This is a genomic window from Pseudomonas sp. CP-1 (assembly GCF_021213715.1).
Taxonomy (GTDB): domain Bacteria; phylum Pseudomonadota; class Gammaproteobacteria; order Pseudomonadales; family Pseudomonadaceae; genus Pseudomonas; species Pseudomonas aeruginosa.
In genome coordinates this window covers 198,353-222,225 of the sequence record NZ_JAJQKY010000005.1, presented here as the reverse complement: position 1 = coordinate 222,225, position 23,873 = coordinate 198,353, and the positions used below count along the sequence as shown (strand labels likewise).

Here is a 23,873-nt window from a genome sequence, read left to right as displayed (position 1 = left end):
GGCCGACATCAGCGGCTGCAACGAAGGGACGGCGGCGCCCTCCCTTCCAGTATGGTCAGGCGGAAGCGGCGTTATAGAACAGCTGCGAATCGCGTTGTTCCACCAGCGCCTGCTCGATGGCGGCCTGGTGCACTTCGTCGGCGTGCTCTTCGCGCTCTTCCGGCTTGATGCCGAGACGGGCGAACAACTGCATGTCCTTTTCGGCCTGCGGGTTCTTCGTGGTCAGCAGCTTTTCGCCGTAGAAGATCGAGTTGGCCCCGGCCATGAAGGCCAGCGCCTGCATCTGCTCGTTCATCTGCTCGCGGCCAGCGGACAGGCGCACGTGGGACTTCGGCATCATGATCCGGGCCACCGCCAGGGTGCGGATGAAGTCGAACGGATCGACGTCCTTCTCCTCGGCCAACGGCGTGCCCTTGACCTTCACCAGCATGTTGATCGGCACCGACTCCGGGTGCTCCGGCAGGTTCGCCAACTGGATCAGCAGGCCGGCGCGGTCGTCCACCGACTCGCCCATGCCGAGGATGCCGCCGGAGCAGATCTTCATCCCCGCCTCGCGCACGTAGGCCAGGGTCTGCAGGCGCTCGCTGTAGGTGCGGGTGGTGATGATGTTGCCGTAGAACTCCGGCGAGGTATCCAGGTTGTGGTTGTAGTAGTCGAGGCCGGCGTCCGCCAGCGCCTGGGTCTGTTCCTGGGTCAGGCGGCCGAGGGTCATGCAGGTCTCCAGGCCGAGCTTCTTCACGCCCTTGACCATCTCCAGGACGTAGGGCATGTCCTTGGCCGACGGGTGCTTCCAGGCAGCGCCCATGCAGAAGCGGGTCGAACCGATGGCCTTGGCCTCGGCCGCCGCCTCGAGGACCTTCTGCACCTCCATCAGCTTCTCCTTGTCCAGGCCGGTGTTGTAGTGGCCGGACTGCGGGCAGTACTTGCAGTCCTCGGGACAGGCGCCGGTCTTGATCGACAGCAGCGTCGAGACCTGTACGCGGTTCGGGTCGAAGTGCGCGCGATGCACCGTCTGCGCCTGGAACAGCAGGTCGTTGAATGGCTGCTCGAACAGGGCACGGACTTCGGCGAGGGACCAGTCGTGACGGGTGGCGACGGAAGCGGTTGCACTCATGGGGAAGATTCCTTCGACGCTTGCATGGCGCCTTTTGTCGGGGAGCCCCGGCACGCCGGGGTCAGGCTTAAGGGGCATCATAAGTGGCTCTAGGACGCTGTCAACCCAGACCAGGACACAGGTATACATCTGATCAATATTTGATCATTTCATCGGCGATCGTCGCCCCTGAGCATTTCACCCAAGACACTCGACTTCGGCCTACTTAAGCGCTTCAAGCCGCCACCAACCAGACCCTCAAGGAGAAGCCTTTCCAGATCACTGCAAGCAAGAACTGCATAGCGCCTATGGCCTGGGAGCACTTCTGAGACCCGTGAATTCTTCCAGCACCGTAGGCGACACGTTGGTGCCGGAAGACAACAAGTCCGTAGGCATCACCGTGCTCAGGCAAGAAGACCGTCGCATCGTCCCCTTCAACAAAGAATTCCAATTGGTGGAACACAGCAAAGACCAGGTCGTGGTGAAGAACTTCCTGGCCCAACTGAAATGGATGACCAACGCACCTACGTTGGGTCGATTCAATGCCACCGCTGCGATAGATATCTACTACAAGTGAGCGGGAGGCCGCTTCGCAGACGGCAGCGGCCGGTATCGACGACTCAGCGCAGGAAGAAGTGCTGGAGTCGTTGCACTTGCCAGTTGTAACGGCGACGCGCCTCGAGACCTTCCTCCAGGCTGACGGCGACGAAACGCGCCTTCTGGTTCGGTTGCATCTGCGCCAGCCGGTTCAGGTCGGGGCTGATCACCGTGCCCAGCGTGGCATATCCCCCACCGGACACCGCATCACGATGCAGGACGATGGGTTCGAGCCCGCCCGGTACCTGGATCGAGCCGATGGGATAGCAGGCGTCGACGATGTTGGACGGGTCCGAGCCTGCGCCGAATGGCTGTTCGCGCGGCTCGAACCGGAGCGCCGTGCCGCCCTTGAAGCGGTAGCCGGTGCGGTCCGCCTCCGAGCCGACGGTCCAGGTCTCGGCGAAGAAACGCTCGACCGCGTCGGGAGTCAGGCGATGGACGTAGAGTCCGGGAACTACCCGCAAGCTCACCTCGCCGCCGACCTCCACCTGCAGCGAACGCGGCAGCGCCAAGCCCTCCACGGCAGAGGGCGAGGCAGGCCCCAGGGGCAGCAGGTCGCCCTCCGCCAGCCGTCGTCCCTGCAAGCCACCGATCGCCCCCAGACCGTAGGTCGAACGGCTGCCCAGCACCTCGGGTACCGCGATGCCGCCGTCGATGGCGAGATAGCCACGGGCGCCGGCACGGATGAAGTCGAACCCCAGTACCTGGCCGGCGCGAACCCGGAAGGAAGTATCCAGCGGCATCTCCGCGCCCTCCAGGCGAGGCGTCATGCGCGCCCCGCACACGGCCACCAGGGCGTCGCGCTGGAACTCCAGCTGCGGACCCAGCAGCGCGCACTCCAGCACGGCGGCGGTCGGTGCGTTGCCCACCAGCAGGTTGGCCGCGCGCAGGGCGTACTGGTCGAGCGCGCCGGACGGCGGGATACCCAGGTGATAGTGGCCTTCGCGGCCGGCGTCCTGCACCGAGGTGGCGAGGCCGGGCTTGAGCACCTTAATCGACATACAGCACCTCCTGCAGACGTTGCGTGCAGCCTCGCGGATCGGCGAGGAACGCGTCGAGATCGAAACTCACCGGACGGATGCGCAGGTCGAATGTGCCCGCTTCGACTTCGGCCGCCATGCGCTCGTATTCGGTCCGCTCGATGGGGCGGAACTGGACGATGTCGCCAGCGCGGAAGAACACCATCGATTCCTCGAGATAGGGCAGGCCCTGGCGGGGATCGAAGATCGGCGCCGGAGTCACGCCGAACATCTGGTAGCCGCCGGCACCGCGCACCGAATAGATGCAGCCGAAGCAACCGCCGTGGCCGAGGGTCAGCTTCGGCGTGTCGATGCGCGGACGCAGGTACTTGGGCACCTGCAACTGCCGCTCGCGCTCGACCATCTGGTACATGAACGGCAGGCCGGCGACGAAACCGACCATCGAGACGAACCACGGCGTGCCGCTGTGCGCCTGGATGAACGCCTGCACGTCGGCGTAGCCGTTGATCCGCGCGGCGTACTCGAGGTCGGTGGAGTCCGGGTCCTGGTGACGGTCGCGGAAGCGCATCAGGGTCTCGTGGGTCCAGGGATCGTTGTACAACACCGGCACTTCGACGATACGCGTCTCGATGCTGCGCGCGGCGACCGCCTCGGCTTCCAGGCCGCGCACGGTCTCCAGCAGCGCCTGCGGGGCCAGCCGGTCGGGGTCGAAGCGGACCTGGAACGAGGCGTTGGCCAGGCACACGTCGAGCACCCCGGGCAATTGCAGGGCCTCGATCGCGCGGGTGATCGCCATGCCGCGAAAGAAGGCTTCCAGCGACATGGCTTCGGCGACCTCGGCGAACAGGTGCTCGTCGCCGCCGAAGCTGTAGCGGATGTTGGCGTGCATCTCAAACCTCCTGCGCGGCGGCGGTCCGCTCGGCGAGCCAGGTTTCCAGGGTAGCGGTATCGAACTGCGCGGCCTGTACCCGCGCATCGGCGAGCAGCCAGCGGTGCAGCGGCAGGGTAGTGGCCATGCCGGCCAGCACGGTGCGCTCCAGCGCCTGGCGCGCGCGGGCGAACGCTTCGTCGCGGTCGCGACCATGGACGATCAGCTTGGCCAGCAACGAATCGTAGTACGGCGGCACCCGGTAGCCGGGATACAGGTGGCTGTCCACTCGCACGCCCTCGCCCTGCGGCCATTCCAGGCGCTCCACGGTGCCGGGGCTGGGGAAGAAATTGCGCGCCGGGTCTTCGGCGTTGATCCGCATCTCCAGCGCCGCGCCGTTCAGGCGAATGTCCTCCTGGCGCCAGGGCAGCGCCTCGCCGGCGGCGATGCGCAGCATGGCCTGGACCAGGTCGATGCCGGTGACCATCTCGCTGACCGGATGCTCGACCTGGATACGGGTGTTCATCTCGATGAAGAAGAACTCGCCGCTGTGCGCGTCGAACAGGTATTCCAGGGTGCCCGCGCCACGATAGCCGAGACTCTGCGCCAGGCGCACCGCGCTCTCGCAGAGGACCTGGCGCTGCGCGCCGTCCAGCGCCGCCGAAGGTGCCTCCTCGAAGACCTTCTGGCGCCGCCGCTGCAGCGAGCATTCGCGTTCGAACAGATGCACCGCGCGCTCGCCATCGCCGAGGATCTGCACTTCGATGTGCCGCGCCTGGCGGATGAAGCGCTCCAGGTACACCGCCGGCGAACCGAAGGCGGCCTGCGCCTCGCGCTGGGCGATGGGGAATTCCCGACGCAGTTCGTCGGCGTCGTGGGCGATACGGATGCCACGCCCGCCGCCGCCAGCGGAGGCCTTGACCAGCAGCGGATAGCCGACCTCTTCGGCGCAGGCCAGCGCCGCGTCGAGGTCGTCCAGCTCGCCGGGCGAGCCCGGCACCACCGGCACCCCGGCGGCCATCGCGGTACGCCGCGCCTCGGCCTTGTCGCCCATGCGGCGGATGGTCTGCGCATCCGGACCGACGAAGACCAGTCCGGCCGTCTGCACCGCTTCGGCGAAGGCAGGGTTCTCGGAGAGGAAACCGTAGCCGGGATGGATCGAGTCGGCACCGGTTTCCCGCGCCGCCATGAGAATCGCCTCGATATCCAGGTAGCTCCGCTCGGCCCGCGCAGGGCCGATCAGACGTACCTCATCGGCCAGCCGCGCGGCCAGCGAATCGCGATCCGCCTCGCTGCACACCGCTACCGTGGGAATGCCCAGTGCCTGCGCGGCGCGGATGATGCGCACGGCGATCTCGCCGCGATTGGCCACCAGCAGCTTGTTCAGTCGCTTGTGCATGGCGTCCTCCTCAGGTAGCGCTGGCGATCACCGCCAGCACCTGTCCCGGCTCGATGGCCTCGCCATCTTCCACGTGGAACGCCTGGAGTATGCCGGCCTGCCCGGCCTGCACTTCGGAAAACTGCTTCATCACCTCGATCAGCCCGATCACGCTGCCGGCCTCGACCGCCTGCCCGACCTCCGCGTAGGGTGGCGCGTCGGGGCTGGCCTTGCGATAGAAGGTGCCGGGCAAGGGGGACTGCACGTTATGTTCGGCCATGACGAATCCTCATTATTCGAACGTTGTAGGAAATGGCAGAAAAGCTTGTCGCGAGGCTCGCCGAGGCGAGCGGCGCTCAACGCGGCGCCTTGATGCGGATGCCGGCGCCTTCCAGGCGCGCCCGGGTGCTGGCGACCAGCTCCAGGGCGCCGGGGGTGTCGCTGTGGATGCACACCGAGTCGAAGGCGATGTCGAGGTCCTCGCCCTCGACGGTGCGCACCTTGCCCTCGCGGCAGGCGCGCAGGACCTTGTCGGCGACCTGTTGCGGATCGAGGGCGGCGACCCGCCGGGTGAAGACGATGGAGCCGCTGCGGTCGTAGTCGCGGTCGGCGTAGAACTCGCGCACCAGCGGCTGGCCCAGTTCCCGACCGATGCGCCAGGTGGCCGAACCGGGCATGCAATAGAGCAGCAGTTCCGGTTCCAGGCGTTGCAGGGTCTCGACGAACAGGCGCGCGGCGGCCTCGTCGCGCGCCAGGTGCATGTAGAGCGCGCCGTGGGGCTTGACGTGTTGCAGCGACAGGCCCTGCAGCCGGGCGAATTCGCGCAGGGCGCCAAGCTGGTAGAGCATGTCGTTGACCAGCTCGATGGCCGGCGCGGCGATGTGCCGGCGACCGAAGCCGACCAGGTCGCGGAAGCCCGGATGGGCGCCGATGGCCACGCCATGCTCGGCGGCCATCTCCACGGTGCGGCGCATGCTGCTCGGGTCGCCGGCATGGAAACCGGTGGCGATGTTGGCGCTGCTGATCAGCGGCATGATCGCCGCGTCCACGCCATCGCCGATGGTCCATGGGCCGAAGCCTTCGCCCATGTCGGAATTGAGGTCGACTTCAGTCATTGCCGGCTGGCCTCATCTGTCTTGTTGTTGGATGGAGCCACGGTAAAAGCCGGGAAAGGTATTGGGTAGATTTATTATTCGATAGACTGGTTTCTGAAAAACAGATACCTCTTCCGGATGCTGCCCATGGCCCTGACCCTCCGCCAGGTTCGCTACTTCATCGCCACCGCCGAGTTCGGCCAGATCTCCCAGGCCGCCATCCACCTGAACATCTCGCAGTCGGCGGTGACCAGCGCGATCCAGGAACTGGAGGGCATGCTCGGCGTCGCCCTGTTCACCCGCACGGCCCAGGGCATGAACCTGACCGACAGCGGCCGGCACTTCCTCAACCACGCCTATTCGATCCAGCGCAGCGTCGACGACGCGCTCAACAGCCCGCAACCGGACACCCGGGTCGACGGCACCCTGAAGGTCGCCGCCAGCTATACCGTGATGGGCTATTTCCTCCCCCACCACCTGCAACGCCTGGCGCAGTGGTACCCGGAACTGGAGCTGCAACTGTTCGAGGACGAGCGCGCCAGCATCGAGCGCGGCCTCCTCGACGGTCGCTACGACATCGCCGTGCTGCTCACCGGCAATCTCACCGAGCCCGGGATCGCCGCCGAAACCCTGTTCAACTCCGAGCGCCGGTTGTGGCTGCCCAGCCGCCATCCGCTGGGTGAGAAGGCCGACCTGGGCCTGGCCGACGTGGCCGGCGAGCCCTACATCATGCTCACCGTCGACGAGGCCGGGCAGAGCGCGCTGCGCTACTGGCAACAGAGCGGCCACCGGCCGCAGGTGATCCTCCATACCAGTTCGGTGGAAGCGGTGCGCAGCATGGTCGCCAACGGCTCCGGCGTGGCCATCCTCTCCGATCTGGTGTACCGGCCCTGGTCGCTGGAAGGCAAACGCATCGAGACGCTATCGCTGGTCGACCCGGTGCCGTCGATGAGCGTCGGCCTGGCCTGGCGCCGCGACACCGAAGCGAGCGCCGGGATGCGCGCGTTCCGCGAATACTTCCGCCAGTCGTTCCTCGCTCCGCAGCAAAGCAGCAGCCGGCGCTGAACCCGGCGGCTAATCTCTGATCCAACGCTGGGAACACTCAGGACAGGACACTCATGGGTACAGAAGGCTTTTTCGACGGACTGGGCGAGATGCTGGGCAGGGCGATCCGCTTCGTGGTGGACCTGCTCTCCGGCCTGCTGGGCGGCATCTGGGGCGCCATGGACGACTTCCTCCACGGCCTGGCCAGGGCCATCGGCATGGACGCATCGCTGTTCAGCTTCGTCTTCCTGGTGCTCGGCCTGTTGCTGCTCTACAGCGGCATACGCGCCTTCATGCGCCGCTCGATAGTCGGCGGGGTGATCTGGACGGTGCTCGGCCTGATCGTCATGAGCTGGCTCATCCACTGATCCACGCGTCGGCCGTTTCCGCAAGGAGCGAAGGAAGGTTTCGGTTATCCACAGGCGAGTTCCGAACCCGCTGGCAACGGCTGGTCGGCGGCGCGCGCCTGCGGTTGCATGGTGCGACATCCGCCAGGAAGTCCCGCCATGTCGTTCCCGCTTCGTCCTCTCACGCGCTGGCTTTTGCCGCCGCCGGCCTGCCTGCTCTGCGCCGCCCGCAGCGACCAGCCGCCCCGCCCGCTGTGCCGCGCCTGTGCCGCCGACCTGCCCTGGTCGCGCCAGCAGTGCCGGCGCTGCGCCCTGCCCCTGCCGCTGGACGGCCAGGTGTGCGGCGAGTGCCTGCGCCGCCCGCCGGCCTATGAACAGGCGATCGCGCCCTGGCGCTACGCCTTTCCGCTCGACAGCCTGATCAACCGCTTCAAGCACCAGGCGGCCTGGCCGCTGGGGCGGCTGCTCGGCGAGTTGCTGGCGGAACACCTGCGGCAACGCTACGCCGAAGGCCTGCCGCGCCCGGCACGCCTGCTGCCGGTCCCGCTGGCGCCACGGCGCGAACGTCGTCGCGGCTTCAACCAGGCGCAACAGCTCGCCGAGCGACTGGCCGGCGAGCTGGACCTGCGCTGCGATCCGTACAGCCTGCGGCGAGTGCTGGATACTCCGGCCCAGCAGGGCCTGGACGCGACGGTGCGGCGGCGCAACCTGCGCCACGCCTTCGCCCTGGCGCCCGCCAGCGATGTTCGCGGGCTGCACCTGGCACTGGTGGACGACGTGCTCACCACCGGGGCCACCGCCGAGTGCCTTTCCCGTCTGTTGCGCCGGGCGGGCGCCGCGCGGGTCGACGTCTACTGCCTGGCGCGCACGCCGAAGCCCGGCTGAGCTGGGCTAAACTGCCGCGCAACCGATACGGGAGAGGATCCATGCGCGCACTGCTACTGCTGGTCGCGGCCTGCCTGTTGCTCGGCGGTTGCAGCCACTTCGCCGAAGACGACTGGCTGGGCGAAGACAAGGCCCTGCATTTCGCCAGTTCCGCGGCCCTTACCGCGGCGGGCATGCAGATGGCCCACGACCGCGGCCTGCACGGTGCTCGCCAGGCACGCTTCGGCCTGAGCTTCTCGCTCGCCTTCGGCGTCGGCAAGGAACTCTACGACAGCCGTTCCGCCGGCAGCGGCTGGAGCTGGAAGGACCTCGCCTGGGACCTGGCCGGCGCCGCCGCCGGCTACGGTCTCTACCAGGCCGCCGAGTGACGCCCTTGCGTTTTGCCCATGGCTGTTGGAGCCTTCGCCGTATACGTCCGCTCATAGCGAAGCCTCCATGTCCGCACTCTCCACTCTCGCCCAGCACGTCACCCGTCGCCCGCAACGCATCGCCCTGCTCGCGCAGATCGCCGAACTGGGCTCCATCACCCGTGCGGCGAAGGCCGTGGGCATCAGCTACAAGGGCGCCTGGGACGCCATCGACGAACTGAACAACCTGGCCGAGCGTCCGCTGGTCGAGCGTAGCGTCGGCGGCAAGGGCGGCGGCGGCGCCCGGCTGACCGCCGAGGGCGAACGCCTGCTGGCTCTCTACCGGCGCCTGGAAGCCTTGCAAGCGCAGGTGTTGCAGGCCGCGGAAGACGCCGAGGACCTCAACCTGATCGGCCGCCTGATGCTCCGCACCAGCGCACGCAACCAATTGCACGGGCGGGTCCTGTCGATCCATGGCGAAGGCTTCCACGACCGCATCGCCATCGAGCTGCCAGGCCAGCAACGCATCGAGGCGCTGATCACCCGCGCCAGCACCGAGCAACTCGAACTCGGTCGCGGCCGCCCGGTACTGGCGCTGATCAAGGCCGGCTGGCTGGACGTCGGGCTGGAACCGCGCGAGGACCAGCCGAACCAGTTGCACGGCACCCTGGAGGAAATCCTCGCGGCCAAGGCCGGTCCCAGCGAGGTGCGCATCGCCCTGGGCAGCGGTCTTACCCTCTGCGCGCTGTTGTCCGGCGAACGCCTGGCCAGCCTGGGGCTGAAGAAGGGTCAGAAGGTGATCGCCTCCTTCGATCCGGCCCAGGTCCTGCTCGGCACGCCGCTGTGAACCTGCCGGCCCGCGCCGGCTTGCGTACACTAGGGGTCTTTCGAGCCTTGGATGCCCCGTCATGTCCCATCCCTTCGACCAACTGACCCCCGACCTCGTCCTGGATGCCGTGGAAAGCCTCGGCTATCTCAGCGACGCACGGGTGCTGGCGCTCAACAGCTACGAAAACCGCGTGTACCAGGTCGGCATCGAGGACGGCGAGCCGCTGATCGCCAAGTTCTACCGACCGGACCGCTGGAGCGACGCGGCGATCCGCGAGGAGCACGCCTTCTCCGCCGAGCTGGCGGAATGCGAGGTGCCGGTGGTGGCGCCGCTGTCGCGCGACGGCGAAAGCCTGTTCGCATTCTCCGGCTTCCGCTTCGCCCTGTTCCCCCGGCGCGGCGGGCGCGCGCCCGAGCCGGGCAATCTCGACCAGCTCTACCGCCTCGGCCAGTTGCTCGGCCGCCTGCACGCGGTCGGCGCCACGCGGCCGTTCGAGCACCGCGAGGCGCTCGCTGTGGATAACTTCGGCCACGCCTCGCTGGCCACCCTGCTGGAAGGCAATTTCATCCCCAGGAGCCTGCTGCCGGCCTACGAGTCGGTCGCCCGCGACCTGCTGAAACGCCTCGACGCCCTGTTCGCCGAGGTGCCCTACCAGCCGATCCGCCTGCACGGCGACTGCCATCCAGGCAACCTGCTGTGCCGCGACGAGGTCTACCACATGGTCGATCTCGACGACTGCCGCATGGGCCCGGCCCTCCAGGACCTGTGGATGATGCTCGCCGGCGAGCGCCACGAACGCCTGGCGCAGATTGCCGAACTGGTCGACGGCTACAACGAGTTCCACGACTTCGACCCGCGCCAGCTACCGCTGCTCGAAGGCCTGCGCAGCCTCCGCCTGATGCACTACAGCGCCTGGCTCGCGCGGCGCTGGGACGACCCGGCGTTCCCGCCGAGCTTCCCCTGGTTCGGCAGCGAACGTTACTGGGGCGAGCAGGTGCTGGTGCTGCGCGAACAACTGGCGGCGCTGGACGAGGAACCGCTGCGGCTGTTCTGAGCCTCCTGCGGACGGGACGAATGGCGCGCGGCGCTATCCGTCCCGCCGCGGGGCAGGCGAGGGAACGGCAAGTGTGCCGGTGCTTTTCCGCGGGAACTGTGCGCAGACAACCCCGTCACCCCCCTACTAGAATTCACAGGTCATCCGCTCGTGCATGCCGTGCACGGCCATTCTTACCTGCCTGACGTTTCAAGGATTCTCCATGGCGACCGCCAACCTCCGTCGGGGCTATGTCCTCGGCCTGACGGCTTATGTGATCTGGGGATTGTTCCCGCTCTACTTCAAACTGCTCGAACGCATTCCCGCGGTGGAAATCATCGTCCAGCGCGCGGTCTGGTCGGCCCTGTTCGGCGCCGTCCTGCTGCTGTTCTGGAAGCACCCGGGCTGGTGGCGCGAGCTGCGCCAGAATCCGCAGCGCTTCGTCGTGCTGGCCGCCAGCGGACTGCTGATCGCCAGCAACTGGATGACCTATGTCTGGGCGGTGAACAACGGCCACATGCTGGAAGCCAGCCTGGGCTACTACATCAATCCGCTGATCAACGTGATGCTCGGCATGTTGCTGCTCAAGGAACGCCTGCGTCCCCTGCAATGGCTGGCGGTGGCCCTGGCTTCGCTGGGCGTGGCGCAGCAGGTCTGGCAACTCGGCAGCCTGCCCTGGGTGTCGCTGGTGCTGGCCCTGACCTTCGGCTTCTACGGCCTGATCCGCAAAAAGGCGCCGGTCGCCGCGCTGCCCGGACTCGTGGTGGAAACCTGGCTGCTGCTGCCGCTGGCGCTGGTCTGGTTGCTGTTTTTCGCCGACGGGCCGACCAGCGAAACGGCTTTCTGGAGCACCCCGGAAGCCCTGTGGGTGGTCGCCGCGGGCCCGGTGACGCTGGTTCCGCTGGTCTGCTTCAACGCTGCGGCAAGGCACCTGCCCTACGCCACCCTGGGCTTCCTGCAATACCTGGCGCCGACGCTGGTCCTGCTACAGGCGATCCTGCTGTTCGGCGAGCATCTGGACTCCAGCCGCCTGACCGCCTTCGCTTTCATCTGGCTCGCCCTGGCCGTCTACAGCTTCGACGCCTGGCGCAGCCTGCGCCGCCTTCCCCAGCCGGGCTGACGTTATCCCCAGGCTTGCGGAACTCCGCAAGCCTGGCGAAAAAACACGCACTCCTTCCTATCTCCCGCCAATACTGACGCTCAGCGATCCACCCCAGGCTTTTCCACAGGTTCATGCACGTACTTTGTGCATAGACCTGCCTTCTCCTCCCCGCAGGCGCGTGGATAACTCGTCGGAAGAAGCCCTGCAAAGCGCCTGATCAGTCTTTGAGCACACCGCTGCATGCCAGTATTAACAAGGGTTACAACGATATACACAAGGCTTATCCACAAATCTGCCCAAGGCTTTTGTGAGCAACTGTGGATGAACCGGAAAAGCCATCGATCAAAAAACGTACTGACACCTGGAGTACCGATGGATAAAGGCCTGCATGGATTCTTCCCCGGCTTACCCACAGACTGCTCCACGTTATTTGTGCACAGGGGCAACGATAGCGGCGAAGGTTAATCCACAAGCAAAAGCGCAAGAGAGGCTGCTCAGAAAACGATCAAACCCTTGTATTGCCCATGGATGAAGGCCTGCAAGGTTATCCACACAGAATACCCACAGGCTGGTCCACCTGGTTTGGGAATAACCGCAACGCAGCTGGTCAAAAAACGCGCTACGACCTCCAAGCCTAGCGGCGCCTGGGCTTCAGGGTTTCACCCAAGGCTTTTCCACAGGCCCGTCCCCGGCTTTCCTGAACAACTTCAGGACGCGTCCAGCACCAATTCCACCATCAGGTCGTCGGCCAGGTCTTCCAGTCGCTCGCGCAGGGTGTCCAGCGACAGGGTCAGCGGCACCGCCAGCAGCGCATCGGCATGGAACAGCGGTTCGCTGCTCATCGGCGCCGGGCGCACTTCGGTGGACAGGCTCTCCAGGTTCACCCCGTGCTCGGCCAGCAGCCGGGTGATGTCACGCACGATACCGGGGCGGTCGTTGCCCACCAGGTCGAGGTGGATAGGCTTCCAGTTGCATACCGGCTCGATCCCGCTTTCCGCCAGGAGCACGCGAATGCCGTGACTGGACAGGCCCTGTAGCCCTTCCACCAGTTCGTCGTAGCCCTCCGCCGGCACGGCCACCCGCAGTATCCCGGCGAACTGCCCGGCCATCCGCGACATGCGGCTTTCCAGCCAGTTGCCGCCGTGGGAGGCGATGCATTGGGCGATGCGCTCGACCAGGCCGGGATGGTCGGTGGCGATCACGGTCAGGACCAGGTGATCCATGAGCTTGCCTCCTGCTGGGACGAATGGGAGTTCAGAGCTGCAGCCAGTAAGTGTAGAACTGTTCGTCACGGACATAGCCGAGGCGCTCGTAGAGCGACTGCCCGGCGTGGTTGGTCTTCGCCGTCTCCAGTTGCAGGCCGCAGGCGCCCATGCTTTCGGCGAAACCCCGGGCCTGGTTCATCAGGGCCTCGCCGACGCCCTGGCGGCGCGCCTCCGGACGGACGTAGAGATCGCTGAGCAGCCACGAAGGTCGTAGCGCAAGGGAGGCGAACAGCGGATAGAGTTGGACGAAGCCCAGCGCCCGCGCCTCGGCATCCCTGGCCAGGAACAGGGTCGAATCGCCCTGGCGCAGGCGCTCGGCGAGGAATGCGCGGACCTGCTCTTCCGGCGCCGGCACTTCGTAGAAGTCGAGGTAGGCGGAAAACAGCGGAACCAGGTCGGCGAGATCGGCGAGGGATGCGGCATGGACGGGCATGGCGAGGCTCCTGGGGCGATTCCGGGAGTATAGGCAAGGCGCTCGCAGCGCAGTGAAACATCCTGCGACGCCGCGCCGCAGTTGGGCTCACGATAAATCGTGTACTGTTTTTAGATTTATCTGGAACAAAGTACAGTTTTTTTGCGAACATTGAGCCTGGCCAACGTGACCGTGAAGCGTCATCCAGTCGTAACGCGACGCGTAACCACTGATTTTTCCCGCGGCATCATGTAGTATGCCGCGGCTCGGACTACAAGGCCGTGCGGCCCGGGTCCAGAGCTGGTCTAGAGCAGAGTGAGGCAAACAATGACTGAACGCGTTCAAGTCGGTGGCCTGCAGGTCGCCAAAGTCCTGTTCGACTTCGTGAACAACGAAGCCATCCCCGGAACCGGCGTCTCTGCCGACACGTTCTGGACCGGTGCGGAGGCCGTGATCAACGACCTGGCGCCGAAGAATAAAGCCCTGCTCGCCAAGCGCGACGAACTCCAGGCCAAGATCGACGGCTGGCACCAGGCTCGCGCCGGCCAGGCCCACGACGCCGCTGCCTACAAGGCCTTCCTCGAGGAAATCGGCTACCTGCTGCCCGAGGCGGAAGACTTCCAGGCCGGCACCCAGAACGTCGACGACGAGATCGCCCGCATGGCCGGCCCGCAGTTGGTGGTGCCGGTGATGAATGCGCGCTTCGCCCTGAACGCCTCCAACGCCCGCTGGGGCTCGCTGTACGACGCGCTCTACGGCACCGACGTGATCAGCGAAGAAGGCGGCGCCGAGAAAGGCAAGGGCTACAACAAGGTTCGCGGCGACAAGGTCATCGCCTTCGCTCGCGCCTTCCTCGACGAGGCCGCGCCGCTGGAGTCCGGCTCCCATGTCGACGCCACTTCCTACAGCGTGAAGAACGGCGCGCTGGTCGTCGCGCTGAAGAACGGCAGCGAAACCGCCCTGAAGAACGCTGGCCAGTTCCTTGCCTTCCAGGGCGACGCCGCCAAGCCGCAAGCGGTACTGCTCAAGCACAACGGCCTGCACTTCGAAATCCAGATCGACCCGAGCAGCCCGGTCGGCCAGACCGATGCCGCAGGCGTGAAGGACGTGCTGATGGAAGCCGCCCTCACCACCATCATGGACTGCGAGGACTCGGTCGCCGCGGTCGACGCCGACGACAAGGTAGTGATCTACCGCAACTGGCTGGGCCTGATGAAAGGCGACCTGGCCGAGGAAGTCAGCAAGGGCGGCAGCACCTTCACCCGCACCATGAACCCGGACCGCGTCTACACCAGGGCCGACGGTTCCGAACTGACCCTGCACGGCCGCTCGCTGCTGTTCGTGCGCAACGTCGGCCACCTGATGACCAACGATGCGATCCTCGACAAGGACGGCAACGAAGTGCCGGAAGGCATCCAGGACGGTCTGTTCACCAGCCTGATCGCCATTCATGACCTGAACGGCAACACCAGCCGCAAGAACAGCCGCACCGGCAGCGTGTATATCGTCAAGCCGAAGATGCACGGTCCGGAAGAAGCCGCCTTCACCAACGAGCTGTTCGGCCGCGTCGAGGACGTCCTCGGCCTGCCGCGCAACACCCTGAAGGTCGGCATCATGGACGAGGAGCGCCGCACCACCGTGAACCTGAAGGCCTGCATCAAGGCGGCCAAGGATCGCGTGGTGTTCATCAACACCGGCTTCCTCGACCGCACCGGCGACGAGATCCACACCTCCATGGAAGCCGGCGCCGTGGTGCGCAAGGGCGCCATGAAGTCGGAGAAGTGGATCGGCGCCTACGAGAACAACAACGTCGACGTCGGCCTGGCCACCGGCCTGCAAGGCAAGGCGCAGATCGGCAAGGGCATGTGGGCCATGCCCGACCTGATGGCCGCCATGCTCGAGCAGAAGATCGGCCATCCGCTGGCCGGCGCCAACACCGCCTGGGTCCCGTCGCCGACCGCCGCGACCCTGCACGCCCTGCATTACCACAAGGTCGACGTGTTCGCCCGCCAGGCCGAGCTGGCCAAGCGCACCCCGGCCTCGGTGGACGACATCCTGACCATTCCGCTGGCGCCGAACACCAACTGGACCGCGGAAGAGATCAAGAACGAGGTGGACAACAACGCCCAGGGCATCCTCGGCTATGTCGTCCGCTGGATCGACCAGGGCGTCGGCTGCTCCAAGGTGCCGGACATCAACGACGTCGGTCTGATGGAAGACCGCGCCACCCTGCGCATCTCCAGCCAGCTGCTGGCCAACTGGCTGCGTCACGGCGTGATCAGCCAGGAGCAGGTGGTCGAGAGCCTCAAGCGCATGGCCGTGGTGGTCGACCGGCAGAACGCCAGCGACCCGTCCTACCGGCCGATGGCGCCGAACTTCGACGACAACGTCGCGTTCCAGGCCGCCCTGGAGCTGGTGGTGGAAGGCACCCGGCAGCCGAACGGCTATACCGAGCCGGTCCTGCATCGCCGCCGCCGTGAGTTCAAGGCGAAGAACGGGCTGTAGGCCGTTCGCCGCAGCGCAACGAAAAGCCGCCCCGAGGGGCGGCTTTCTCATTTCTTCGGGTAGCCATGCACACGCTCCCAACAGTCGTCGCGCAGCTCCTCGGCGTGGCTACGGATGCTGCCCCAACCGTTCTGCCGCAGCGCCTCCCGGGCCTCTCGACGTACCACCTGCCATCCGGGGTGGGCATAGATGTCAAAGTCGAAGCAGCCCAGCGCTTCCTCGGGCAGCTCGTTGCACAGCGCCCAGACACGCCTCAAGGCATCGCGAAAACTCCCGGCCTGGTGACCCGGACAGCCTTCGAGCCACTCGTGCAACGGCACGATCTTCTCCGACCAGGTAGAGCAGCCCGGGCAACTGCCGACGGTCTCTCTCTGCATGGCACCGTCAAGGGCCAGGAAATCGAGCGCCAGGAACGCCTCTGCGCTGAGCAGGACCCATCGATGCTCATCCTGCCCGTACCACGTCCAGATGAAACTGCCCGGCTCGTTCATGTCGGCTCCTGCGCCGAGGGAAAAGGCGCGACGATAGCCTAATCAGGCTGCGCCGAGAAAGCTCAGCACCGCGCCTTCGAACGCCTGCGGGAACTCGACGTTCGACAGGTGCACCGCCGGCAGCGTAACCAGCCTGGCCCCGGCAATCGACGCGGCGATCAGCTCGCCGTGGCTGGCGGCGGTGACCGTGTCGTACGCCCCTGCGATCACCAGGGTCGGCCGCTCGATCCGCGCCAGTTGCGCGCGCAGGTCGGTATCGCGCACCGCCGCGAAGGAGCCGGCCAGGCCGTGCCGGTTGGTGGCCATGAGCATCGCCCGGAAGCGCTCGACGACGGGCTCGGCGCGCTCCAGCAGCGCCGGCGGAAACCAGTTGCCGAGGAAGCCCGCGGCGGTCTCGCTCATGTCCTCGGCCTGCAGCACCGCGGCGATGCGCTCGTCCCACTGCGCCGCCGGGCCGAGCCAGGCCGAGGTGTTGGCCAGCACCAGCCGCTCGATCCGCTGCGGCGCATGCAGCGCCAGCCACTGGCCGACGATCCCGCCCAGGGACAGGCCGAGGAAATGCGCGCGCCGTACCTCCAGCGCGTCGAGCAGCTCCAGTACGTCCTCGCCCAGCCGGGCCAAGGTGTAGGGCCCCGGCGGCACACTGGAGGCGCCATGGCCACGGGCGTCGTAGCGCAGGACGCGGAAGTGCCGGGTCAGTGCCGGGAGTTGCGCATCCCACATGTGCAGGGTGGTGCCGATGGAGTTGGAGAGCGCCAGCAGCGGTTTCTCCGCCGCACCGTCCAGGCGATAGGCGAGGCTGGCGCCATCGCTGGTAGCGAGAAAAGACAGGTTGCCCATGGGAGCCTCCGGGGTCAGGGTGATTGCCATGCACGCCAGGCTAGTTGCGACGGCCCCTGGGAAAAACTACAAAGAATGGAACGACTCTGTCAGGGAAGCTGACATGCACGATTTCACCCTCCACGACCTCCAATGCTTCGACGCGGTGGTCGACGCCGGCGGCTTCCAGGCCGCCGCACAGCGCCTGCACCGCTCCCATCCGGCGGTGTTCGCCGCCGTTGCCCGGCTGGAGCGCCAGCTCGGCCTGGTGCTGCTGGAACGGGGCGGCTACCGGGTCGGCCTGACCGCCGCCGGTCGCTCCTTCCACCAGCGTGCCCAGTCCCTGCTCTACGAACTGGAAGGGCTGCGGGGCCACGCCGCGCACCTGGCCCAGGGCGAGGAATGCGAGCTGCGCGTGGTACTGGGCGACCTCTGCCCGCCGCGCCCGGCCCTGGCGCTGCTCGCAGGGTTCTTCGGCAGCCAGCCGCAGACCCGCCTGCAATTGCTGTTCGAAACCGTCAGCGGCCCGCTGGAGCGCCTGCTGGACGGCGAGGCCGACCTGATCCTGCATCGCGTGGACAAGTCCGACCCACGCCTGGAATGGCTCGACCTGTGCAGGGTCGGGCTGGTCCCGGTCATCGCGCCGGGCCTGCTCGGCGATCCTCCGCCGCGACCGGTGCGCCCGGAACAACTGCGCCCCTTCGCCCAGTGCGTGATGCGCGACAGCGCCCGCCATTCTCCGCCGACGGACTATTTCATGCTCGCCGGCGCGCGACAGTGCAGCGTGCCGGACCAGCGAACGAAGAAAGAGGTGATCCTCCAGGGCCTCGGCTGGGGGCATCTGCCGGACTTCCTGGTCGACGAGGAACTGGCCGACGGCCGCCTGCTCGCCCTGGCCGGGCCGCATCTGCCAGAACGCAGCGAAGAGGTGGTGGCGGCGCGCCGGCGCGATCGCGCGCAGGGCCCGGTAGCGGAACGCCTGTGGGCGCTCCTGCGGGACAACGCTACGACGTTGCGGGGGAAAAGCGGCGACAGGGCGGAGGGCGCCAGGCGTCCTCGGTGAGAAACTGGCGGATATCGCCAGGCGCTATTCGCCCTACCCCCACACACTCCCCCGGCATCAACGCCGGCTTGCCGCCAGCTACTCCGCCATCTTGCGCAACGCCTCGCCATCCAGCCGGTAGCGCACCCACTCGTCCTGCGGCAGCGCGCCGATGGAGCGGTAGAAGTCGATGGCCGGCTGGTTCCAGTCCAGCACGCTCCACTCCAGGCGTCCGCAGTCGTTGGCCACGGCCTCGCGGGCCAGCTCGCGGAGCAGCCGGCGACCGGCGCCGACGCCACGGTACTCAGGGGTGACGTAGAGGTCTTCGAGGTAGATGCCGTTGCGCCCCAGCCAGGTCGAGTAGCTGTAGAAATACACCGCATAGCCGATCGGCCGGCCTTCGCTCAGGCACATCAGTGCGCGGGTCGGCGAGCCTTCGGCGAACAGGCTGCGGCGGATGCCTTCGACATCGGTGACCACCTCGTGGCGGGCGCGCTCGTAGTCGGCCAGTTCAATGATGAAGGCAAGGATCTGTTCGGCGTCGGCCGGTACGGCGGGACGGATTTCGAGAGTCATGGGCAACCTTCCGGTGGAGGATCCGGCCATCCTAGTGCGCCTGCTAAGATGCATGAAGTGCATTCTTCTCATCGGCAACTGAATAACATGCATCCCCTGCTGCGCCGTCTCGATCTCAACCTCCTGCTTGTCTTCGACGCCCTGTATCGCCACCGCAACGTCGGCACCGCAGCCAGCGAACTGGCGATCAGCGCCTCGGCCTTCAGCCATGCGCTGGGGCGCCTGCGCCAGGGGCTGGACGACGAACTGTTCCTGCGCCAGGGCAATCGCATGCAGCCGACCCAGCGTGCCGAGCACCTGGCCGCTGCGGTGGCCGCCGCCCTGCGCGCCCTCGGCGAGGGGCTGGAAGAGTGGCGGCCGTTCGTACCGGGACAGAGCCAGCGCACCTTCGTCTTCGCCGCCACCGACTACACCGCCTTCGCCCTGCTTCCGCCGCTGATGAACCGCCTGCAGCACAGCGCGCCCGGAGTGCGCCTGCGCCTGGTCAACGCGGAACGCAAGCTGTCGGTAGAGGCCCTGGCCAGCGGGCGGATCGATTTCGCCCTCGGCTACGACGAGGAACACGAGCGCCTGCCCGAAGGCATCCAGGCCCATGACTGGTTCGCCGACCGCTACGTGGTGGTGGCGCGGCGCGACCACCCGCGCCTCGCCGGGGCGCCGACGCTGGAGGGCTACCTGGCCGAACGGCATGCGGTGGTGACGCCGTGGAACGAGGACAGTGGGGTGATCGACCGGCTGCTGGCCCGCTCCGGCCTGCGTCGCGAAGTGGTGGTGCAACTGCCGACGGTGCTGGCGGCGCTGTTCCTGGCAGGCTCCACCGATTTCCTGCTCACCGCTCCCCGACATGCCGCACAGGCACTGGCGGAAGCCGCCGGCCTCGCCCTGTATCCCGCGCCGTTCGACATTCCGCCCTACGTGCTGCGGCTCTACAGCCACGTCCAGCATGTCGGGCGTGACGCCCATGCGTGGATGATCGGGCAGTTGAAGGGCCTGGATATTTCCCGGACGGGCTGAGCTTCGCGCCGCGCACCGTCGACGGGCGCGGCGGTAACACTGGGCACAATTATTGTGCACAATTTTCCCAATACGGCCTCCTGGCGTCCCGCTTTTTTCCCCTCTCCCTCGTCCGTCCGCATAAGCCTATGAATCGGTTCGAAATTCTTACCTGATCGAAGCGACAGCTTTTTCCCAAGCGGTTTCAGGGGCTTGCCGCCGAAAGGCCGGTTTCCGCAGAGCGCGGAAAATTCGATCGAGAATCGGTTGGCACACAACTGGCTTAAATATTCGAAATTCTTGTATACAAAAACAACAGACGAACCCGACCTCGCGCCGAGTTCTTCCGACTGCCGGAGGAGACCGCCATGTCCAGCACCCCGAAGCCGCCCGCCTCGCCCCGCGAGTTTTCTCCCTCGCTGCTCGACCTCGGCACCCTGGAAAGCCTCGACAGCCTGCCGCGCGCCGGTCAGCGGAGCGCGGAGTTCTCCGCCTCGCTGCTCGACCTGGGCACTCCGGCCAGTCTCGACTGCCTGCCACGCGCCGGGCTGCGCGCAGCGGAGTTCTCGGCGGCGCGCCTGGACCTCGGCACTCCCGCCAGTCTCGATTGCCTGCCCCGCGCCAGCCATCACGCCGGCCACGAACTGCCGCCGCTGAGCCCGCGCCTGTACAGCGCCGATCTCGCCCCGACCAAGGCCGAAGGGCGCCGCTGGGGACGCTACAGCCTGTTCGCGCTGTGGACCAACGACGTGCACAACATCGCCAACTACTCCTTCGCCATCGGCCTCTTCGCCCTCGGCATGAGCGGCGCGCAGATCCTCGCCGCGCTGGCCCTGGGCGCGCTGATGGTCTACGGGCTGATGAACCTGTCCGGCTACATGGGCCAGAAGACCGGGCTGCCCTACCCGGTGATGTGCCGCATCGCCTTCGGCATCCACGGCGCACAACTCCCCGCGCTTATCCGCGCGGTGATCGCCATCGCTTGGTTCGGCATCCAGACCTATCTCGCCTCCATCGTCCTGCGCGTGCTGCTGACGGCGATCTGGCCGGGGCTCGCAGCCTACGACCAGGACGCCATCCTCGGCCTGTCGAGCTTGGGCTGGACGACCTTCGTCGCCATCTGGTGCGTGCAACTGCTGATCTTCGCCTACGGCATGGAGATGGTGCGTCGCTACGAATCCTTCGCCGGACCGGTGATCCTGCTCACCGTCGCCGCCCTCGCCGCCTGGATGTACCTGCGCGCCGGCGCCTCCATCGCCTGGTCCAGCGGCGAACCCATGAGCGGTTCGCAGATGTGGTTGAAGATCTTCGGCGGCGCGGCGTTCTGGGTGACCCTGTACGGCACCATGATCCTGAACTTCTGCGACTTCGCCCGCGGCTGCCCGGACCGGCGCACCATCAGCGTCGGCAACTTCTGGGGGCTGCCGGTGAACATCCTGCTGTTCGGCCTGTTCGCGGTGGTCCTCGCCGGCGCCCAGTTCAGGATCGACGGCCAGCTCATCCAGAGCCCCACCGACATCGTCGCCGCGATCCCCGACACCCTATTCCTGGTGCTGGCCAGCCTGGCGCTGCTGATCGTCACCGTGGCGGTGAACATCATGGCCAACTTCGTCGCCCCGGCCTACGTACTCACCAACCTGGCGCCGAACCTGCTGAACTTCCGCCGCGCCGGGCTGATCAGCGCGACCATCGCGGTGCTGATCCTGCCCTGGCACCTGTACAACAGCCCCGGGGTGATCCTCTACTTCCTCGGCGGCCTCGGCGCGCTGCTCGGCCCGCTGTACGGGATCATCATGGTCGACTACTACCTGGTGCGGAAAGGCCGGGTGAACCTGCCGGAGCTGTACACCGAAAGCCGCGCCGGCGCCTATCACTACGCGCGAGGGGTGAACCCGCGGGCCATCGCCGCGTTCGTCCCGGCGGCGATCATCTCCACCCTGCTGGCATTGTTGCCGGCATTCGCCGAGCTATCGCCGTTCTCCTGGTTCTTCGGCGCCGGCCTGGCCGGCCTGATCCACTACGCCCTGGCCAAGCGCCGCACGGCCTACCGCGAAGTTTCCGGCGAAGCGATCGCGGTGGACAGCGTGCAGCACTGACGGATACCTGGCCGGCCTGGGCGCGACACCCGCCTAGGCCGGCAGTAGCGCCTGCAATTCTTCCTCGATCGCATCCAGCGCCTGGAACGACCGCTCGACGCGGGCCACCGCGACCGCCCCCTCCAGCGCCGCGAGGATCAGCCAGGCGCGCGAGGCGGCGAGCTTTTCCGCCAGTCCGTCGGCGCGCAACGCACGCTCGATGCTGGCGTGCCAGGCGCGGAGCGCCCGGCGGCATTCAGCGTGCACCGGGGCCAGCTCGGCGTCGATGCTCAGGCTGGTGGAAAGCACCGGACAGGCCTCTTCGAAACGCGAATGCTCCAGCCAGCCACGCAGGGTCGCGGTGAACTGGCGGAGGACGTTGCGCGCATGGGGGGCCTGGGTCCCGGCGCGGTCGAGGAAGGATGCCACCTCGTCGGCGACGAAGCCGATCGCGGCGCTGGCGATCTGCGGCTTGCCCTCGGGGAAATAGTGATAGAGCGAGCCTTTCGGCGCCTCGGCGCGAGCAATGATGTCGCTCAGCCCGGTGCCGAAATACCCGCGGCTGGCCAGCAGCGAGGCGGTGGCATGGACGATCCGTTCGGCGGCATTGGACTTCTTCGGCAAACCTGACTCCCCAACTCACGGCAGACGACCGGGCAAGCATGCCCGAGCCTCAGGGCAGATGAAACACGCCGCTGGCGCTGGCCACCAGGCGCTCGCCGCTGTGCAGCCGGGCCGAGGCGAAGGCCATGCGCTGGCCGAGCTTGTCGACCCGGGTATGCACCTCCAGCCAGTCGCCGACCCGCGCGACCCCGCAGAAGTCCAGGCGCAGGCCGACGGTGACCATCGGCTGCGGCGGTTCGCGGGAGAACGCCATGGCGTAGCCGAGGCCAACGTCGGCCAGGGTCGAGAGCAGGCCGCCGTGGGCGGTGCCACCGTGGTTGCAGTGCTTTTCGTCGATGCGCAGCGCAACCACCAACTGGCGCTGGGCGTCGTGCCGGCAGAAGAAAGGACCGAGCAGGTCGAGCAACGGACTGCTGCGGAACAGCGGCTGGAACCCTTCGGGGACGTTCATCACGGTGCGGCCTCCGTTTTATATAGACTGGTCTATATAAAATATGCCCGGACGCTGGATCCACCAGCGCCGCGAAGGTCTTATCGAGGCGCTGAATGGCGCTTCATCAGGACGGCGCCCTGGGCGCCGCCCGCACTCCCTCTCAGCGGCTCATCGGACCGCGCACCGGCCGCTCGCGGGCGTGGCTGGTCGCGCTGAGCGGCGCGCCGGCCTCGCGCAGCGCCTGGCGCTGTTCGGCGACCGGGGTCTGCGCGGTGGCCTTCTCGAAACGCGCCAGATGCTGGAAGGCCGGCAGGGCGAAAGCGTCAGCCAACAGGCGCGCCAGGCGCGGCCAGCGCTCGCCGTCGACCTGGTAGCGCGCCAACTGGGCATTGCGGAACAGGCAGGCGACGGCGACATCGGCGATGGACAGCTCGCCGCACAGCCAGCCGCTTGGCGGGACCCGCCCTTCCAGGTAGTTGCAGATCGATGGCAGGTCTTCGTCGTAGGTGCGTTGCAGGATCGCCTGGTCGGGTTCGCGCTGCCAGATGCCGCGGTTGATCACCAACTGGTGGAACAACTGCCAGATGATCACCTGGCCCAGCCGCGAATCGGCGTACTCCTCCAGCCAGCGGGCCTGGGCGCGCTGGCCGATGTCGGTGGGATACAGGCTCGGCTGCGGGTAGCGCTCCTCCAGGTACTGGCAGATCACGCTGGAATCGTTGAGGACGAAGTCACCGTCCACCAGCACCGGAATCTGGCGCAACGGACTGAGGCGCTCGAAGGCCTCGTCGCCGAAGAACGGCACGATGGGGTCGATGCGGTAGGCGATGCCTTTCAGTTCCAGCAGCACCAGCACCTTGCGCACATAGGGGGACAGATAGGAACCGATGATCAGCAAAGGTTCGGCCACGGCAAGACTCCTGTTCTTGTTATGGGAACGCCGATCCTCCGGCAAACCGGTGGGACGACTCAAGTGGCTTCCCGACGGACGCCAATTGCAGGGATAGTCGCACTTTGCGATCATTTGCGAATAATTCTCGT

Annotated in this window: 26 protein-coding genes; 12 read left to right on the top strand and 14 right to left on the bottom strand. The window is 66.8% G+C overall.

The annotated features are described in order from the left end of the window. Positions 1-55: 55 nt before the first annotated feature. Positions 56-1,114, bottom strand: a complete 1,059-nt coding sequence (gene bioB / locus LT948_RS12775; protein ID WP_009315099.1) for a biotin synthase BioB — start codon at positions 1,112-1,114, stop codon at positions 56-58. A 313-nt stretch (positions 1,115-1,427) separates the two neighbouring features. On the opposite strand from bioB, the gene LT948_RS12770 reads away from it, so the two are divergent. After that, positions 1,428-1,670 carry a fimbrial protein gene (locus tag LT948_RS12770; RefSeq protein WP_003111235.1) on the top strand — a complete coding sequence of 81 codons (243 nt, stop codon included), beginning with the start codon at positions 1,428-1,430 and terminating at the stop codon, positions 1,668-1,670. Between the two features lie 43 nt (positions 1,671-1,713). Here the strand turns inward: LT948_RS12770 and LT948_RS12765 are convergent, their stop codons facing one another. From LT948_RS12765 to LT948_RS12745, 5 genes are all read right to left on the bottom strand, one after another. Beyond that, entirely contained in the window at positions 1,714-2,691 is a 978-nt protein-coding gene (locus tag LT948_RS12765) for a biotin-dependent carboxyltransferase family protein (RefSeq protein ID WP_003084819.1), read from the bottom strand. Continuing rightward, complete coding sequence (locus LT948_RS12760) at positions 2,681-3,559, bottom strand: 5-oxoprolinase subunit B family protein (RefSeq protein ID WP_021263093.1); 879 nt, start codon at positions 3,557-3,559, stop codon at positions 2,681-2,683. Before LT948_RS12760 ends, LT948_RS12765 begins: the two co-directional genes overlap by 11 nt. Position 3,560: 1 nt before the next feature. Then, complete coding sequence (locus LT948_RS12755) at positions 3,561-4,937, bottom strand: acetyl-CoA carboxylase biotin carboxylase subunit (protein WP_023098381.1); 1,377 nt, start codon at positions 4,935-4,937, stop codon at positions 3,561-3,563. Positions 4,938-4,947: 10 nt separating this feature from the next. Further along, the gene (locus LT948_RS12750; RefSeq protein ID WP_003084813.1) at positions 4,948-5,196 is read right to left on the bottom strand and encodes an acetyl-CoA carboxylase; all 249 of its coding nucleotides are present in this window, start codon (positions 5,194-5,196) and stop codon (positions 4,948-4,950) included. Between the two features lie 76 nt (positions 5,197-5,272). Next, positions 5,273-6,031, bottom strand: coding sequence for a 5-oxoprolinase subunit PxpA (locus tag LT948_RS12745; protein WP_003111232.1), 759 nt, complete (start codon positions 6,029-6,031; stop codon positions 5,273-5,275). Positions 6,032-6,148: 117 nt separating this feature from the next. Here LT948_RS12745 and LT948_RS12740 point away from each other — a divergent pair, with 117 nt between their 5' ends. The 7 genes from LT948_RS12740 (at position 6,149) to rarD (ending at position 11,615) form a co-directional block, all read left to right on the top strand. Further along, positions 6,149-7,075, top strand: coding sequence for a LysR family transcriptional regulator (locus tag LT948_RS12740; protein ID WP_003129068.1), 927 nt, complete (start codon positions 6,149-6,151; stop codon positions 7,073-7,075). A gap of 53 nt (positions 7,076-7,128) precedes the next feature. Beyond that, positions 7,129-7,422, top strand: a complete 294-nt coding sequence (locus tag LT948_RS12735; RefSeq protein WP_003084806.1) for a hypothetical protein — start codon at positions 7,129-7,131, stop codon at positions 7,420-7,422. Between the two features lie 138 nt (positions 7,423-7,560). Continuing rightward, positions 7,561-8,286, top strand: coding sequence for a ComF family protein (locus LT948_RS12730; RefSeq protein WP_023092333.1), 726 nt, complete (start codon positions 7,561-7,563; stop codon positions 8,284-8,286). A 41-nt stretch (positions 8,287-8,327) separates the two neighbouring features. Further along, positions 8,328-8,654: a YfiM family lipoprotein gene (locus LT948_RS12725; protein ID WP_023092332.1), complete on the top strand. Its 327-nt coding sequence runs from the start codon at positions 8,328-8,330 to the stop codon at positions 8,652-8,654. Positions 8,655-8,721: 67 nt separating this feature from the next. Further along, a complete protein-coding gene (locus LT948_RS12720) occupies positions 8,722-9,480 on the top strand; it encodes a TOBE domain-containing protein (RefSeq protein ID WP_003084796.1) in 759 nt (252 codons plus the stop codon). 61 nt (positions 9,481-9,541) lie between these two features. After that, the gene (locus tag LT948_RS12715; protein ID WP_003084794.1) at positions 9,542-10,516 is read left to right on the top strand and encodes a serine/threonine protein kinase; all 975 of its coding nucleotides are present in this window, start codon (positions 9,542-9,544) and stop codon (positions 10,514-10,516) included. A 202-nt stretch (positions 10,517-10,718) separates the two neighbouring features. Next, positions 10,719-11,615 carry an EamA family transporter RarD gene (rarD, locus tag LT948_RS12710; RefSeq protein WP_003103301.1) on the top strand — a complete coding sequence of 299 codons (897 nt, stop codon included), beginning with the start codon at positions 10,719-10,721 and terminating at the stop codon, positions 11,613-11,615. Positions 11,616-12,304: 689 nt separating this feature from the next. Here rarD and LT948_RS12705 read toward each other — a convergent pair. Beyond that, positions 12,305-12,820, bottom strand: coding sequence for a glycine cleavage system protein R (locus LT948_RS12705; RefSeq protein ID WP_003084789.1), 516 nt, complete (start codon positions 12,818-12,820; stop codon positions 12,305-12,307). Positions 12,821-12,851: 31 nt separating this feature from the next. Further along, positions 12,852-13,295, bottom strand: a complete 444-nt coding sequence (locus LT948_RS12700; RefSeq protein ID WP_003084786.1) for a GNAT family N-acetyltransferase — start codon at positions 13,293-13,295, stop codon at positions 12,852-12,854. Between the two features lie 306 nt (positions 13,296-13,601). Here LT948_RS12700 and LT948_RS12695 point away from each other — a divergent pair, with 306 nt between their 5' ends. Next, positions 13,602-15,779, top strand: a complete 2,178-nt coding sequence (locus LT948_RS12695) for a malate synthase G (RefSeq protein ID WP_003111109.1) — start codon at positions 13,602-13,604, stop codon at positions 15,777-15,779. A gap of 47 nt (positions 15,780-15,826) precedes the next feature. Here the strand turns inward: LT948_RS12695 and LT948_RS12690 are convergent, their stop codons facing one another. Further along, positions 15,827-16,270, bottom strand: a complete 444-nt coding sequence (locus LT948_RS12690) for a hypothetical protein (RefSeq protein ID WP_023092331.1) — start codon at positions 16,268-16,270, stop codon at positions 15,827-15,829. A gap of 42 nt (positions 16,271-16,312) precedes the next feature. Beyond that, positions 16,313-17,110, bottom strand: a complete 798-nt coding sequence (gene pcaD / locus LT948_RS12685) for a 3-oxoadipate enol-lactonase (protein ID WP_003113259.1) — start codon at positions 17,108-17,110, stop codon at positions 16,313-16,315. Positions 17,111-17,213: 103 nt separating this feature from the next. Between pcaD and LT948_RS12680 the strand changes: the two genes are divergently transcribed. Continuing rightward, positions 17,214-18,152 (top strand): LysR family transcriptional regulator, encoded by a 939-nt coding sequence (locus LT948_RS12680; protein ID WP_023092330.1) that lies wholly within the window; start codon positions 17,214-17,216, stop codon positions 18,150-18,152. A gap of 78 nt (positions 18,153-18,230) precedes the next feature. Here the strand turns inward: LT948_RS12680 and LT948_RS12675 are convergent, their stop codons facing one another. After that, entirely contained in the window at positions 18,231-18,707 is a 477-nt protein-coding gene (locus tag LT948_RS12675) for a GNAT family N-acetyltransferase (protein WP_003084777.1), read from the bottom strand. Between the two features lie 87 nt (positions 18,708-18,794). Here LT948_RS12675 and LT948_RS12670 point away from each other — a divergent pair, with 87 nt between their 5' ends. Both LT948_RS12670 and LT948_RS12665 read left to right on the top strand, forming a co-directional pair. Next, on the top strand, positions 18,795-19,721 hold the full coding sequence (locus tag LT948_RS12670) for a LysR substrate-binding domain-containing protein (RefSeq protein WP_023092329.1): 927 nt from the start codon (positions 18,795-18,797) through the stop codon (positions 19,719-19,721). A gap of 347 nt (positions 19,722-20,068) precedes the next feature. Continuing rightward, entirely contained in the window at positions 20,069-21,796 is a 1,728-nt protein-coding gene (locus tag LT948_RS12665; RefSeq protein WP_023092328.1) for an NCS1 family nucleobase:cation symporter-1, read from the top strand. Between the two features lie 33 nt (positions 21,797-21,829). Here the strand turns inward: LT948_RS12665 and LT948_RS12660 are convergent, their stop codons facing one another. The 3 genes from LT948_RS12660 to LT948_RS12650 form a co-directional block, all read right to left on the bottom strand. Next, positions 21,830-22,399: a TetR/AcrR family transcriptional regulator gene (locus LT948_RS12660; RefSeq protein ID WP_003084771.1), complete on the bottom strand. Its 570-nt coding sequence runs from the start codon at positions 22,397-22,399 to the stop codon at positions 21,830-21,832. 49 nt (positions 22,400-22,448) lie between these two features. Continuing rightward, positions 22,449-22,853, bottom strand: coding sequence for a PaaI family thioesterase (locus LT948_RS12655; RefSeq protein ID WP_003084769.1), 405 nt, complete (start codon positions 22,851-22,853; stop codon positions 22,449-22,451). A gap of 139 nt (positions 22,854-22,992) precedes the next feature. Further along, positions 22,993-23,742, bottom strand: coding sequence for a glutathione S-transferase family protein (locus tag LT948_RS12650; protein ID WP_023092327.1), 750 nt, complete (start codon positions 23,740-23,742; stop codon positions 22,993-22,995). Positions 23,743-23,873 lie beyond the last annotated feature (131 nt).

Bases quoted from the DNA above. Each gene is read 5' to 3' on its own strand.
- LT948_RS12765 (WP_003084819.1), bottom strand. From the start codon at position 2,691: ATGTCGATTAAGGTGCTCAAGCCCGGCCTCGCCACCTCGGTGCAGGAC.
- LT948_RS12675 (WP_003084777.1), bottom strand. From the start codon at position 18,707: ATGACTCTCGAAATCCGTCCCGCCGTACCGGCCGACGCCGAACAGATC.
- LT948_RS12725 (WP_023092332.1), top strand. From the start codon at position 8,328: ATGCGCGCACTGCTACTGCTGGTCGCGGCCTGCCTGTTGCTCGGCGGT.
- LT948_RS12670 (WP_023092329.1), top strand. From the start codon at position 18,795: ATGCATCCCCTGCTGCGCCGTCTCGATCTCAACCTCCTGCTTGTCTTC.
- LT948_RS12760 (WP_021263093.1), bottom strand. From the start codon at position 3,559: ATGCACGCCAACATCCGCTACAGCTTCGGCGGCGACGAGCACCTGTTC.
- LT948_RS12730 (WP_023092333.1), top strand. From the start codon at position 7,561: ATGTCGTTCCCGCTTCGTCCTCTCACGCGCTGGCTTTTGCCGCCGCCG.
- LT948_RS12720 (WP_003084796.1), top strand. From the start codon at position 8,722: ATGTCCGCACTCTCCACTCTCGCCCAGCACGTCACCCGTCGCCCGCAA.
- LT948_RS12735 (WP_003084806.1), top strand. From the start codon at position 7,129: ATGGGTACAGAAGGCTTTTTCGACGGACTGGGCGAGATGCTGGGCAGG.
- LT948_RS12665 (WP_023092328.1), top strand. From the start codon at position 20,069: ATGTCCAGCACCCCGAAGCCGCCCGCCTCGCCCCGCGAGTTTTCTCCC.
- bioB (WP_009315099.1), bottom strand. From the start codon at position 1,114: ATGAGTGCAACCGCTTCCGTCGCCACCCGTCACGACTGGTCCCTCGCC.
- LT948_RS12680 (WP_023092330.1), top strand. From the start codon at position 17,214: ATGCACGATTTCACCCTCCACGACCTCCAATGCTTCGACGCGGTGGTC.
- LT948_RS12700 (WP_003084786.1), bottom strand. From the start codon at position 13,295: ATGCCCGTCCATGCCGCATCCCTCGCCGATCTCGCCGACCTGGTTCCG.
- rarD (WP_003103301.1), top strand. From the start codon at position 10,719: ATGGCGACCGCCAACCTCCGTCGGGGCTATGTCCTCGGCCTGACGGCT.
- LT948_RS12715 (WP_003084794.1), top strand. From the start codon at position 9,542: ATGTCCCATCCCTTCGACCAACTGACCCCCGACCTCGTCCTGGATGCC.
- LT948_RS12705 (WP_003084789.1), bottom strand. From the start codon at position 12,820: ATGGATCACCTGGTCCTGACCGTGATCGCCACCGACCATCCCGGCCTG.
- LT948_RS12695 (WP_003111109.1), top strand. From the start codon at position 13,602: ATGACTGAACGCGTTCAAGTCGGTGGCCTGCAGGTCGCCAAAGTCCTG.
- LT948_RS12690 (WP_023092331.1), bottom strand. From the start codon at position 16,270: ATGAACGAGCCGGGCAGTTTCATCTGGACGTGGTACGGGCAGGATGAG.
- pcaD (WP_003113259.1), bottom strand. From the start codon at position 17,110: ATGGGCAACCTGTCTTTTCTCGCTACCAGCGATGGCGCCAGCCTCGCC.
- LT948_RS12740 (WP_003129068.1), top strand. From the start codon at position 6,149: ATGCTGCCCATGGCCCTGACCCTCCGCCAGGTTCGCTACTTCATCGCC.
- LT948_RS12750 (WP_003084813.1), bottom strand. From the start codon at position 5,196: ATGGCCGAACATAACGTGCAGTCCCCCTTGCCCGGCACCTTCTATCGC.
- LT948_RS12745 (WP_003111232.1), bottom strand. From the start codon at position 6,031: ATGACTGAAGTCGACCTCAATTCCGACATGGGCGAAGGCTTCGGCCCA.
- LT948_RS12755 (WP_023098381.1), bottom strand. From the start codon at position 4,937: ATGCACAAGCGACTGAACAAGCTGCTGGTGGCCAATCGCGGCGAGATC.